The 12,588-nt window shown below is 58.0% G+C and carries 12 protein-coding genes and 1 pseudogene; 5 read left to right on the top strand and 8 right to left on the bottom strand.

From position 1 onward, the window contains the following. Nucleotides 1–131: 131 nt before the first annotated feature. From ACRZ9X_RS05250 to ACRZ9X_RS05240, 3 genes are read right to left on the bottom strand one after another with little or no spacing between them, the layout of a single operon-like run. Entirely contained in the window at nucleotides 132–1,229 is a 1,098-nt protein-coding gene (locus tag ACRZ9X_RS05250; RefSeq protein WP_480516504.1) for a mandelate racemase/muconate lactonizing enzyme family protein, read from the bottom strand. Between the two features lie 10 nt (nucleotides 1,230–1,239). After that, on the bottom strand, nucleotides 1,240–1,755 hold the full coding sequence (locus ACRZ9X_RS05245; RefSeq protein WP_480516502.1) for a redoxin domain-containing protein: 516 nt from the start codon (nucleotides 1,753–1,755) through the stop codon (nucleotides 1,240–1,242). Nucleotides 1,756–1,773: 18 nt separating this feature from the next. Then, nucleotides 1,774–2,832, bottom strand: coding sequence for an L-idonate 5-dehydrogenase (locus tag ACRZ9X_RS05240; RefSeq protein WP_480516500.1), 1,059 nt, complete (start codon nucleotides 2,830–2,832; stop codon nucleotides 1,774–1,776). A 160-nt stretch (nucleotides 2,833–2,992) separates the two neighbouring features. Here ACRZ9X_RS05240 and ACRZ9X_RS05235 point away from each other — a divergent pair. Next, nucleotides 2,993–3,172, top strand: a pseudogene (locus tag ACRZ9X_RS05235) (SDR family oxidoreductase); the annotation flags it as partial. 38 nt (nucleotides 3,173–3,210) lie between these two features. On the opposite strand, the gene ACRZ9X_RS05230 reads toward ACRZ9X_RS05235, so the two are convergent. The 4 genes from ACRZ9X_RS05230 to ACRZ9X_RS05215 are packed head-to-tail and all read right to left on the bottom strand — an operon-like array spanning nucleotide 3,211 to nucleotide 7,390. Beyond that, complete coding sequence (locus ACRZ9X_RS05230; RefSeq protein WP_480516498.1) at nucleotides 3,211–3,801, bottom strand: LysE family translocator; 591 nt, start codon at nucleotides 3,799–3,801, stop codon at nucleotides 3,211–3,213. Nucleotides 3,802–3,813: 12 nt separating this feature from the next. Beyond that, on the bottom strand, nucleotides 3,814–4,737 hold the full coding sequence (locus tag ACRZ9X_RS05225) for a 2-hydroxyacid dehydrogenase (RefSeq protein ID WP_480516496.1): 924 nt from the start codon (nucleotides 4,735–4,737) through the stop codon (nucleotides 3,814–3,816). Next, nucleotides 4,730–5,578: a fumarylacetoacetate hydrolase family protein gene (locus ACRZ9X_RS05220; RefSeq protein WP_480516494.1), complete on the bottom strand. Its 849-nt coding sequence runs from the start codon at nucleotides 5,576–5,578 to the stop codon at nucleotides 4,730–4,732. The genes ACRZ9X_RS05225 and ACRZ9X_RS05220 overlap by 8 nt, the downstream gene beginning before the upstream one ends. Before the next feature lie 12 nt (nucleotides 5,579–5,590). Further along, nucleotides 5,591–7,390 carry an IlvD/Edd family dehydratase gene (locus ACRZ9X_RS05215; protein ID WP_480516492.1) on the bottom strand — a complete coding sequence of 600 codons (1,800 nt, stop codon included), beginning with the start codon at nucleotides 7,388–7,390 and terminating at the stop codon, nucleotides 5,591–5,593. Between the two features lie 234 nt (nucleotides 7,391–7,624). Here ACRZ9X_RS05215 and ACRZ9X_RS05210 point away from each other — a divergent pair, with 234 nt between their 5' ends. Beyond that, the gene (locus ACRZ9X_RS05210) at nucleotides 7,625–8,509 is read left to right on the top strand and encodes an NAD(P)-dependent oxidoreductase (protein ID WP_480516490.1); all 885 of its coding nucleotides are present in this window, start codon (nucleotides 7,625–7,627) and stop codon (nucleotides 8,507–8,509) included. Then, nucleotides 8,506–9,474 (top strand): D-erythronate dehydrogenase, encoded by a 969-nt coding sequence (gene denD, locus ACRZ9X_RS05205; RefSeq protein ID WP_480516488.1) that lies wholly within the window; start codon nucleotides 8,506–8,508, stop codon nucleotides 9,472–9,474. The genes ACRZ9X_RS05210 and denD overlap by 4 nt, the downstream gene beginning before the upstream one ends. On the opposite strand, the gene ACRZ9X_RS05200 is transcribed toward denD, so the two are convergent. Then, entirely contained in the window at nucleotides 9,437–10,141 is a 705-nt protein-coding gene (locus tag ACRZ9X_RS05200) for a GntR family transcriptional regulator (RefSeq protein ID WP_480516486.1), read from the bottom strand. The two genes, denD and ACRZ9X_RS05200, sit on opposite strands and share 38 nt — an antisense overlap. Nucleotides 10,142–10,313: 172 nt before the next feature. Here ACRZ9X_RS05200 and ACRZ9X_RS05195 point away from each other — a divergent pair, with 172 nt between their 5' ends. Continuing rightward, entirely contained in the window at nucleotides 10,314–11,327 is a 1,014-nt protein-coding gene (locus tag ACRZ9X_RS05195) for a TRAP transporter substrate-binding protein (RefSeq protein WP_480516484.1), read from the top strand. Between the two features lie 78 nt (nucleotides 11,328–11,405). After that, complete coding sequence (locus ACRZ9X_RS05190) at nucleotides 11,406–12,575, top strand: mandelate racemase/muconate lactonizing enzyme family protein (RefSeq protein WP_480516482.1); 1,170 nt, start codon at nucleotides 11,406–11,408, stop codon at nucleotides 12,573–12,575. The last annotated feature ends 13 nt before the right edge of the window (nucleotides 12,576–12,588 follow it).

The raw sequence follows: 12,588 nt of genomic DNA, 5'->3' as shown, positions 1-12,588 counted from the left end.
CGCTGTGAACTAAATCTCATCCCTTCGGAAAATTAACTTTTGAATCGGCTAACTTGCGGGCATGCACACCAAGACCCTGCCTGATAATCAGTCAGCGGCAGACCGTTTCACAGCGCGATACAATCGGCTGATTACGTCATCTCTGCGTGTTCGGCATTCAGCTTGTCCCAGTCGAATTCCACACCAATGCCCGGCGTGTCCGGGGCCACGGCAAGGCAGTTTTCGACCACCAGCGGACGTTTGGTGTATTGATCGATCGGGAACGAATGCACTTCCAGCCAACCGGCATTCTGCTGCGACGAGACAAGGCTGACGTGAAGCTCTTGCATGCCATGACTGCACACAGGAATTCCGTGCACCTGGCTGAGCGCCGCAACCTGCAGCCATCCGGTAATTCCACCGCAATTGGACGCATCCGGCTGAACGAAGCTGAGTTTTGCATCCTCAAACGCATATTCGAACTCATGAATCGTATGGAGGTTTTCGCCCATCGCCAATGGCACACCGGATTCGGTGGCGATGCGCCCATACCCTTTATAATCGTCAGGGATGGTTGGCTCTTCAAACCAAAGGATGTCGCATTCAGCAAAACCGCGCGCCGCTGTGATGGCCTGATCAACGCTCATCGAATAATTTGCATCAACCATGAAAAAACGGTCCGGCCCCAACATATCCCGCACGGCCTTTGCGCGCTGCAGATCCTCCGCCAGATCAGGCTGGCCTACCTTGATTTTCACCGCGTTGAAACCGCGGTCCAGGTAGCCCCGAGTTTGCGCCAGCAGTTTCTCCAACGAGAAGTTCAGGTCGATCCCGCCCGCATACGCCTTGCACCGGTCCGACGCCCCACCGGCCACTTTCCACAGGGGCTGACCTTGGGATTTGCACCGGATATCCCAAAGCGCGATGTCCACCGCCGAGATCGCGAATGAGGCGATCCCGCCGCGCGCGACGTAATGCACATGCCACTGCATCTGGTCGTACAGGTCTTCGACATGGCGCGCGTCCTTGCCAATCAGAAAGGGTGTCAGATCGTGCCGGATCATCGCCAGTATGGCGTGACCTCCCTTGCCTCCGGTATAGGTGTAGCCGGTCCCCTCCACCCCGTCAGACGTGCGCACGGTCACTGTGATCAGCTGAAAAAACGTGTGGTCGCCGTGTTTGGCATCCACCAGAACCTCGGCCAGCGGGACGTTGAACAGCTGGGCCTCGACGGATTCGATCAAGCTCATATCGTGCCCTTCAAGCGGTGCCCCGGACCGGACGGTCATTGTCGATGTTGAAAATCATGCCGTCCAAAAGCTCGTCCAGGTCAGGACGCGCTGCGGGGCCGTTTGAGATATCGACCAGCATTAATGATCCGTCCGGGCGGATAGCAAAGGCACCGGGTTCGGCAAAGGGGCTGTCTGTTTCAGCCTCGGACAGGGGCTCGGATACATACAGGCCAAGCTGGCGGGCTTGCGGGATGGTCATTCCGTAGCACAGGTCAAAGGACCAGCCGAACTCTGCCCGATCAGCCTGTGCTTTTTCCAAAGGATCGGTCGAGACAACCAGAACGTCCATCCTGTCTGTCCACTCGGACAGTTGCGCATTCAGCTTGCTGAGGAACCGTTTGCAGCGCGGGCAATGGCGACCGCGATAGACAAAAACCATGCTCCACCGATCCCGGTTTCCACCGATCTGCCGGTGACCACCGTCAACATGCGGGAATTCTGTCGGGGTCACTGCGGCCCCCGCCTCTGGTCTGGATCTGTTCACTGGTATGTCCTTTCCTGTTTATGTCGTATCCGACCCCTGAAAGTTCAGCAAAACTTTCATGGCGCAGGTGCGGTCTGCGGCTGTTTCAAACGCAGTCTTGGCATCCGGCACATCGAACCGGTGCGAGATCAGGTGATCCACCTGGATCAGACCCTGTTGCATCATCTGCACGGCCGTCTCGAATTCCGGATGGAACCGGAACGACCCTTTCATGATGATTTCCTTGGCCGTAATCATCTGCAAAGGCACTGTCATGTCGCCGCCCATGCCAAGCTGAACCAAAGTACCGCCGGGTCGAAGACAGCTGACACCGGTGCTCAGCGCGGCCGCCGCGCCGGAACATTCCAGATGCACGTCAACCTGACCTTTCCCGACCTGATACCGCGTCAGAGCTTCCGCATGGGATGCCACGTTGATCGTCTCATCCGCGCCGCTGGTTCGGGCTTTGCCCAGAGTGAAGTCCGACAAATCCGTAGCGACGATATGAGCAGCCCCTGCCCGTCTTGCGGCCAGAATGCTCAGACAGCCGATTGGGCCGCAACCTGTCACCAGAACCGTTTTTCCAACCAGATTTCCTGCCTGCCGGATCGCATGCAAGCACACTGCCAGCGGTTCGGCCATTGCCGCCTGTCCCGCGCTCAACCCATCGGCGGGAATGCACTGGCTGGCCGAAGCAACCAGCCGCGTCTGAAACGCCCCCTGAATATGCGGGAATGGCATTGCGCTGCCGTAAAATCGCATGTTCAGACAATGGTTCGGCTGCCCGCGCAAGCAATATTCGCATGTCTGGCACGGACGAGATGGCGAAACGGCCACCAATTGACCGGGCTTCAATCCTTCGACCCCGGCGCCGAGCTGTGACACCACGCCCGACACCTCATGACCCAAAACGATCGGTTCTTTCACCCTGATCGTGCCAAATCCGCCATGGTTGTAGTAATGCAGGTCCGAGCCGCAGATCCCGCCCGCCTGCATATCGACCAGAACCTCGCCGACACCGGGTGTGGGTGTGTCGCGCGGTTCCAGACGTAAATCCATTGCTGCGTGAAGGACAACCGCAACATTGCTCGTCGGCATTGCATTTTCTCCTCTTACGGACCCGCAAAAGATACGGATAGTCAGTGCCATGCACCAAGGGATTTTTGATACGAAACTTCAGATGTTTAACCTGACCACCGAGGCCGAAATCGTTCGGAGCCGACGGGACGAAGGTAAGCTGAACGCGGGTGCAGAGCAACTGAACGCCACGCTCGTGGCTGACCCCGAGTTCAGCGCCTGGCTGGCCAAACGCACACCTGCGGGCCGTCGGGGCGATGCCGAGGGACTGGTCGGGGCGGCAATCTTCCTGTCGTCTGCGGCGTCGAGCTTTGTAAATGGCCGCACCCTGTGTGTGGATGGCGGGATCACCGCCTCGCTTGAGGCCAGTCAGTGCTGTCCACGTTGTTTGTGGAAGGCTCATAGCGTCGACACCACGGCGATGGCGACAACGATCAGCAAGGACGCAGCCATACCGATATTGATCAGGCGCTGCGTCCTCAGGCCAAGGTCCAGTCGACCTAGCGCCGTGCCTGCACCCAACCAGATCAGATGAACTGGAAGCCAGATCGCATTGAAGATAATGACCTTTAACACGACCTCCCAGGCCGGTGTGTCCGGCATAAAGGCAAAGCCGGAAAACAGCGTGGTACTGACCACGTAGGCTTTGGGGTTGATGAATTGCAGCATCAAACCGTTGCGAAATCCCAACGGTGCTTGAGCAGGAGCAAACCCGATCCGGGACCCTGCACTGGCAATGCGCCACGCCAGATAGACCAGATACAGGGCCGAGGCGAACAGCAAAACGGACCGAAGCACAGGTACCGCAAATGCCACTGCAGCAACGCCCGAAACCACAAGCATCATGTTGACAAAACCGCCCAGCATCAGACCGCCAACAAAACCAAACCCGGCCCGATAGCCAAAGGCCGAACCGATCCCCGCCGTGGTCAGAACACCCGGTCCCGGGGTAATCAGCAAAAAGAACACGGCGACGATGAACTCAATCACGTCGCCTGCCCCCTACAGGTCCGCGCATTCCGGAACGGCAGTCAGAACCGTGCCGTCCTTGAGGTGCTGCAACAGGTTGTCCACGGTCAGATTTCCCATCGCAGCGCGGGTTTCAACAGTGGCACTGCCGACATGCGGCAGCAAGGTAACGTTGGGCAGATCACGAAGGGCTTGCGGCACCGCCGGTTCCGCCTCGAACACATCAAGACCGGCCCAGCCCAGCGTTCCGTCTTTCAACGCCTGGATCAAAGCCGCCTCATCCACCACCGATCCGCGGCTGACATTGACCAATGTTCCGTTTGGCCCAAGCGCCTTTAACACCTCGCCATTGACGATCTTGTTGGTCGACGGCCCGCCCGGCGTGATGCAGATCAACGTGTCAACGTAATCCGCCATTTCGGTCAGGTCCGCAAAATACTGATATTCCACATCTTTCCGAGATCGTGAGTGATATACGATCTCGGCATTCCAGGGTGCCAGCTTTCCCGCAATTGCCTGACCGATCCGGCCCAGTCCCAGAATGCCGACCTTCTGGTTATCCGCCGTGCGGGTCAAAGGCGCGTTGCCTTCGGATTCCCAATGACCGGCCCGGACATAAGCGTCATCGCGGACCAGCTCTCGGTAACAGGCCAGCATCAGCAGAACAGCGGTGGTCGCGACCTCTTGATTCAACACGTTGGGCGTATGCGTTACCATGACCCCGCGTCTGGCCGCCTCGGTGGCGTCCACCGCGTCATACCCCACGCCATAGACGCTGATCATTTTCAGATTGGTCAGCGCCGCCATCACCTCGGGTGGCACTCCGGCATGGCCGTTGGTCACGACATGCGTGATCGCCGCAGGATCGTAGTCATCCAGTTGGTGAATGGTGAACGCATCCGTCAGACGCGCGCGCATCGGGTCGGTAATATTACCGATCTGCAGCAGATCAACCATCCTGACCGACCACTTGACGTTGATGACCCAGCCCTTCAATTCGCAAATCCATCACATCCCCTTTCTTCAGGAAAACCGGGTTGGGCTTGATGCCCAGCCCAACGCCCGGAGGTGTTCCGGTCGTAATCACATCGCCGGGGTGCAAGGTGAACAAATGGCTCAGATGCTCAATGATCTCGGCCACGGTAAAGATCATCGTTGCCGTATTGCCGGTCTGCATCCGCGTGCCGTTCACATCCAGCTCCATACTCAGGTTCTGGGGATCGCCGACCTCGTCCCGGGTCACCAGCCAAGGACCGGTCGGTCCGTAGGTGTCGCAGGATTTTCCTTTGGTCCATTGACCGGACAGGTGTTTCTGAAAGTGCCGCTCAGAGACATCATTGACGATGCAGTACCCGGCAACATGTTCCAAAGCGTCCTCTTTCGAGACGTATTTGGCCGATTTGCCGATCACCACACCCAGCTCACATTCCCAATCGGTACGAGTCGAGCCGCGCGGCATGATCACGTCATCGTAAGGCCCGACAATGGCGGAATTTGCCTTGAAGAACAGGATCGGGTGTTCGGGTATCGTCGCGCTAGTTTCCGCGGCATGGTCCGAATAGTTCAGACCGATGCACAGGAATTTGCCGATATTCCCGACGCACGCCCCAATCCGGGGCTTTCCTTCGACAATGGGAAGACTGGCGGGATCAAGTGCACGCAGCGTATCCAGGCTCGCGTCGCCAAGCACATCCCCGGTAATATCGGCCACATGCTCCGAAAGGTCCCGCAGCAGGCCGGCATCATCAAGCAAAGCGGGTTTTTCGGCGCCCGCCTCACCGTAACGAACAAGTTTCATATTGGGGTCCTGTCAGTGATTGTCTCGAGGCAGGTATTGCCGAGCAATATCCTTATATTCATCGGCCCCTTTCAGAGTCATGCCCCGATCAAGCCGATCAACTTTTTCACGGAAAATCTCTTGCCACGGCGACTGATTGGGCGGCACGTCATAGCCGCCTGCCGCCTCAAGCGCGCGGGCGCGCGTGTTCAAGTCATCGAGTGACACCAGCATATCCGCCGTGCCCTTACCCAGATCGATACGCAACCGATCGCCCGTCTGGACCAACGCCAGCCCGCCGCCCTCTGCCGCTTCGGGTGATGCGTTGAGGATCGAAGGGCTGCCCGATGTTCCCGATTGCCGACCGTCACCGATGCACGGAAGGGCCTCGACCCCTTTCTTGATCAGGTAGGACGGCGGCCGCATATTTACCACTTCGGCTGCGCCGGGATAGCCTTTCGGGCCCGCGCCACGCATAATCAGAATGCAATTTTCATCAATGTTTTCCGCCGGGTCATCGATCCGGTGATGAAAATCCTCTGGCCCGTCAAACACAACGGCCCGGCCTTCGAACGCGTCAGGGTCATCGGGGTTCGACAAATAGGCCTCGCGGAACGCGGGCGAAATTACCGAGGTTTTCATGATCGCGCTTTCGAACAGGTTCCCCGACAGGTTGATGAACCCCGCCTGCATTTTCACCGGTTCTCCGGCGGGTTTGATCACGTCTTCGTTCAACGTCCGCCGGGCCGTGCAGTTTTCACCCATGGTCCGACCGTTGACCGTTGGCGCGTCAGGATGCGGCAGCAAACCACCCGCGATCAGCTCACCGACGACGGCAGGAACACCCCCGGCCTGCTGATAATCTTCGCCCAGGTACTTCCCAGCGGGCTGCATATTCACCAACAGGGGAATTTCATGCCCCAAAGCCTGCCAGTCATCATTGTTCAGTGGCACGCCCAGATGGCGTGCAACCGCGTTGAGATGGATCGGCGCATTGGTCGATCCGCCGATGGCCGAGTTGATGACGATGGCGTTTTCAAACGCAGCGCGCGTCATCACGTCACTTGGGCGCAAATCTTCCCAAACCATTTCGACAATGCGCTTGCCCGTTTCATAGCTGATTTGCCCACGCTCCCGATATGGCGCGGGAATCGCAGCTGATCCGGGCAGTTGCATCCCCAGCGCCTCAGCCAGCGAGTTCATCGTGGTCGCAGTGCCCATCGTGTTGCAATAGCCAACCGACGGAGCCGCAGCCGCCGCGATTTCCATGAACTCGTTGGTATCAATCTTGTCAGCTGCCAGATCCTCGCGGGCCTGCCAGATCACGGTGCCGGACCCCGCACGCTCGCCCTTCCACCAGCCATTCAGCATAGGTCCGACTGACAGGGCAATTGCCGGTATGTTCACCGTTGCTGCCGCCATCAACAAGGCCGGAGTGGTCTTGTCACAGCCGATGTTCAGAACCACGCCATCCAACGGATACCCGAACAGGCTTTCGACCAACGAAAGATATGCAAGGTTGCGATCCAGCGACGCGGTGGGCCGCTTGCCGGTTTCCTGAATCGGATGCACCGGAATCTCGATACAGGTGCCCCCGGCGGCGATAATACCGTCACGCACACGCTTCGACAATTCGATATGATGCCGGTTGCACGGGCTCAGATCGCTGCCGGTCTGTGCTATGCCGATGATCGGCTTACCCGACTGCAGTTCTTCGCGCGTCAGGCCGTAGTTCAGGTAACGCTCAAGATAAAGCGCTGTCATTTCCAGATTGTCGGAGTTCATGAACCATTTGCGCGACCGCAACTGATCCTTGGTGATTTTATGTGCCATGAGCCAGGCTCGTCCCGTCGATGGTAAGTGAAAATTCCCCGCTAACCTCGCGCTATCGGGCCAGAGGGTCAATCTCGAAAATTGACTTATTTTCGAGATTACAGTCACGAATCAACTTTGGCATGATAAATCCACGGTGCGCGCTGATATGCTTTGGGACCGCGTGACTGGTTCGAAATCGTCTCTATATGAACGTCTGCACGACGCATTTTCCTTCAGGAAGGACCACTTGGCATGAGCAGGAACCGCCGAATTACACTGATCGGGACCGGGTTGATGGGTGCTCCCATGGCCCGCAACCTGCTAAGCGCGGGGCACCCTTTGACAGTATGGAACCGCAGCGCCGGTAAAGCGCAACCGCTTGTCGATCTGGGCGCAGCGACCGCGCCCTCGGCCGCAGATGCCATAAATGGCGCGCAGGTCATCATCACGATGCTTTCGGATGGCTACGCCACGCAGGCGCTTTTGGAAGATCCCGCCTTTGCAGCCGCTCTTGAAACCGGAATGATCTGGATCGACATGTCCAGCGCCAAACCCGAACATGCGCGCGAGCAATCCGCGCTGTTGGCCACCAAAGGCATTCGCCACATCGATGCCCCCGTATCTGGTGGAACCAAAGGGGCCGAGGCTGCAACGCTGGCAATCATGGCCGGGGGTGACGCCGAGGTGGTTGAAGAGGTCAAAGATATCCTGTCCGCTATGGGCCGCCCTGTGCATGTTGGTCCCAGCGGGTCCGGACAATTGTGCAAGCTGGCGAACCAGACAATCGTTGCCGTGACGATCTCGGCCGTGGCCGAGGCCACATTGCTGGTGGAACAAGGTGGTGCCGACCCCGAAGCGCTGCGCGCAGCGCTCAAAGGCGGGTTCGCCGACAGCGTCATTCTGCAACAACACGGCGAACGCATGTCCGAAAGAAATTTCGTGCCGGGCGGCCTGTCGAAATTCCAGCTCAAGGATCTGGACAACACTCTGGCCGAAGCCGCATCGTTTGGACTTGCACTGCCCTCCACTCAATCCGTGCGTGACCGTTTTGAATATCTGATCGAAGAAATGGATGGCGCGGACCTCGATCATGCCGCCCTGTATCTCGAACTCAGAAATCGGAACAACCTGACATGACACGTATTCTGATCATCGGTGGCGGCGGGATGTTGGGTCAGAAACTGGCGCGCCGCATCCAGTCCGAAAAACCGTTTGGACCAGCCGCAGAGGTGACTCTGTTCGATATGGCTTTTCCAGAAAACCACAACTCGGACAACGCCGTCCTTGGCAACGTCTCGTCACCCGAGAGTGCAAAATCATTGGCTGCTACTCGCCCGGATGTGATCTTTCACCTTGCTGCAATCGTCTCGGGACAGGCCGAAGACGAATTTGCGTTAGGCTGGGATGTCAACATGATGGCCAACTGGGCGTTTCTGAATGCACTGAAAGATGAACACGAGGGTTCGGGCGGTTCATACTGCCCGCGCTTGGTCTTCGCCTCGTCCATTGCCGTGTTCGGCGGACCCTATCCGGACCAGATCGACGATGCGTTCCTGTCGGCACCTCTGACCAGCTACGGGGCGCAGAAAGCTGCCAGCGAGCTGATGATCACAGACTTCAGCCGCAAAGGGTTTATCGACGGGATATCGCTCCGTCTCCCAACCCTTTGCGTGCGTCCGGGCAAGGCCAACCTCGCCGCCTCGTCCTTCTTTTCCGGTATCATACGCGAACCGTTGAACGGTCAGGAAGCGATCCTGCCCGTACCGGACACAGTGCGCCACTGGCACGCAAGCCCTTGGTCCGCCGCCGGGTTCATGACCCACGCCGCAACCTTGGACACCGAACGGCTTGAAGGTCGCCGGGCGCTGAACATGCCCGGGCTCAGCTGTACTGTCGCCGAACAGATCGAAGCACTTCGCACAGTCGCCGGGCAGGACGTGGTCGATCTGATCAAACTGAAACCAGACCCGAAGATTGCAAAGATCGTCGCCGGCTGGCCGCGTGACTTTCTCCCCCAACGCGCGCGTGCCCTGGGTTTTCAGGCGGAACAGAGTTTTGAAGAGATTATCCGGCTGTATCTGGAACAGGACTTGGCGCGCTGACGTCCAAGGTATTTCCGGTCAGATGCCGTTTCAGGTGGTCGTGGATTTTCTGACGGGTCAATTGCTCGTCGCCAGACAGTGCGGCATCCAGAATGTTGGCGTGATGCTGGATGTTGTCGGAAATGAACTCAAACTTCCGGTCAGCGACCATCAACTGTTGCCGGAACTGCGCATAAATCTGTCCATGCATCTGCTTGAGCGTGTCTGACCCACAGGCTGAGATCAGTGTCTGGTGGAATTCATTTTCCGACGCAAACCAGATATCCACCAGGTTGCTCGGGTCGCTTTGGGCATGAATACGCTTTTCGATATGGCTCAGCTTGTGATGCGCCGCGGTCAGCCGGGCCTCCCAATCGACGCCGCCGTTGCGGATGGACAGCGCTGTGCCCTCGCTCTCAAGAAGGATTCTCAGGTGGGTTAGTTCGATCAGTTTCTGAGGCGCGCGCTGCGGCACGCGAAACCCGCGCTGCTCCTGAAAATCGGCAAGGCCGACGGCGGCAAGACGGAACAGAACCTCGCGCACCGTGCTGGCCGAACAATGATACTCCTTCCGCAAATCCTCGGCCCGGAGTTTGGCCCCATGCTCGAATCCATTTGAGACCAATCGTGTCTTAAGGTCCTGATAAATATCGACATCGCTTGTCATTTCAATGCGGGCCCCGAACATTGCTTTGGATTTCTCCTACCGCGAAAATCGTTTCTAGGCAAGAATCTCGAAATTTTCTGTAATTTCAAATTTTACTTGTCGCATTCGATTCGGCGTCCTAACGTCAAATCACGTCGTTTAAGAGAAGGCACCAAGACCTTCAGCACACACGATCAACGTCTGGGAGGACAATATGAAATTACTGACGACAGCGGCTGCCGTGGCCGTAGCAGCGACTATGGCAGCAACATTCGCGGCGGCCGAAACAACGAAGCTGCGCATTCAAACCCATTTCTCTCCGGAACAGCTGTCCGGCAAGATGGCGGCCAAGTTCATCGAAGATATCACCGAGATGTCCAATGGCGAGATCGAAGTCGAGATGTTCTATTCTTCGTCCGTCGTCAAATCGGTGGAAACATTCGACGCGGCGGCGACGGGTATTCTGGATTGCGACATGACCGGGGGTGGCTACCAGACCGGGAAGAACCCTGCGTTCCAGTTCGCTGGCGACCTTCTGGGTGGTTATCAGAACCCTTATCAGCAAATGGCATGGCTGCTGCACGGCGGCGGGCGCGATGCTCTGAACGAGCTGTATAACGGCTATGACATGGAATTCATCGGCTGGTGGATTCCGGGCCCTGAATCGCTGTCCTCGACCAAGCCAATCGCAACCGTCGGAGACTTCAAGGACTGGAAATTCCGTTCACCCCCGGGCCTTGCCACGAAAGTGTTTGCCGAACTTGGGGCCTCGCCCATCGTGATGGATTTCAACGAAATCTTCACCGCGCTTGAAACCGGCATCATTGACGGTGCGGATGCAGCAAACCTGACCAACAATGTGGGTCTGGGTCTGTACGAGATCGCGGGTCACACCAATTTCCCCGGCTTCCACTCGATGCCGGCCGACCATCTGGCCTGCCGTAAGGATGTCTGGGAGTCCATGCCCGCGCATCACCGCAAGATCATCGAGGTCGCAATGGACAGCCTGGCGCTGCACAACGCAACCATTAACGAAGTCCAGAACGCACAGACCGCCAAGGAACTGCGCGCCAAGGGCATCCAGCTGTATGAATGGTCGCCGGAAGACCTGGCCGCATACCGTGATGCCGTACAGGTTGGCTGGACCGAGTTTGCCACCACTCCGGAAGCAAAGGCGCTGCTGGAAAGCCACATCGCGTTCCTGCAAGATCTGGGCGCGATGAAATAACCGGCGTTTCGCTGAGACAACCTGTCGGAAAGGCTGCCCCGGTGGCCTTTCCGAACGCATCTCAGGCCCCTTTGTTTTATGAAAATCACCAAAATCATCAGTCACGTCCTGCTGTACGACATGCCCGAGGTTTTGGGATATTCTCAGCAGTATTACGACAAGCGGACCGCGCATCTGGTCGAAGTGCAGACCGATGAAGGCGTCACCGGATGGGGCGAGTGTTTTGGCCCCGGCAACGTTGCCATTGCCAACAGATCCATCGTTGAGCAGGTCATTCAGCCCATGGTGCTGGGCGCGGACCCGCTGGACCGCGACGTGATCTGGCACAAGGTCTACAACCTTCTGCGAGATCATGGGCAAGGCGGAATGCCGATACAGGCCTTGTCCGGTGTCGATATCGCCCTGTGGGACATCGCGGGCAAGGTCGCGGGCCTGCCCCTGCACAAGCTGATTGGCGGAGCACATCGGACCTCGGTGCCCTGTTACGGCTATGGAATGATGCTGCGCGACGAGCCTGTGAATGATCTGGCGCGGCGGTTCACTGACGAAGCAGCCGCCATCAAACAGATGGGTTTTGTCGCGACCAAGATGAAGACCGGCTTGGGACCCGGACCAGACGTCAAGCTGTGTCAGGCGGTTCGGCGCGGTGTGGGCGATGACTATCGCTTTATGGTCGATGCCAACCACGCCTATACCACGTCGGATGCCTTCTATGTGGGGCGTGCGCTGGACGAGCTTGGAGCGTATTGGTTCGAAGAACCCATCGCGCCCGAAGATACCGATGGATACCGCGAACTGCGCAAGGGTTTGAAAACCAACATTGCGGGGGGCGAGGCCGTCTATAACCGCTGGGCCTGGCGCAACCTTCTGGAGCATCGGGGTTTGGATATTGCGCAGCCCGAGGTCTGTGCGCTGGGCGGAGTTTCGGAATATCTGCGCGTGCTGTCGCTGTGCCATGCGCATTTCACGCCGGTCATCAACCACGTCTGGGGCAGCGCCATTGCTGTTGCGACGAACCTGCAACTGCTTGCTGCGATGCCCGCCATTCCGGGCGGACTGCACCCGTGGGAGCCGATGCTGGAATTCGACACCACCGACAACAAGTTTCGCGACGATTTGCTGACCGATCCGCTGGATATCCAGGGCCAGGTCAAGGCCAATGCGGGCCGCGTCGCAATTCCAACGGGTCCGGGCCTCGGGGTGGAACCCGACCCGGACTTTATTGATCACTTCCGGATCGAAGACTAACGGCAAGGGGCAA

This window comes from Ruegeria sp. AL1 (assembly GCF_056540905.1).
This window is presented reverse-complemented; position numbering and strand designations above follow the sequence as displayed.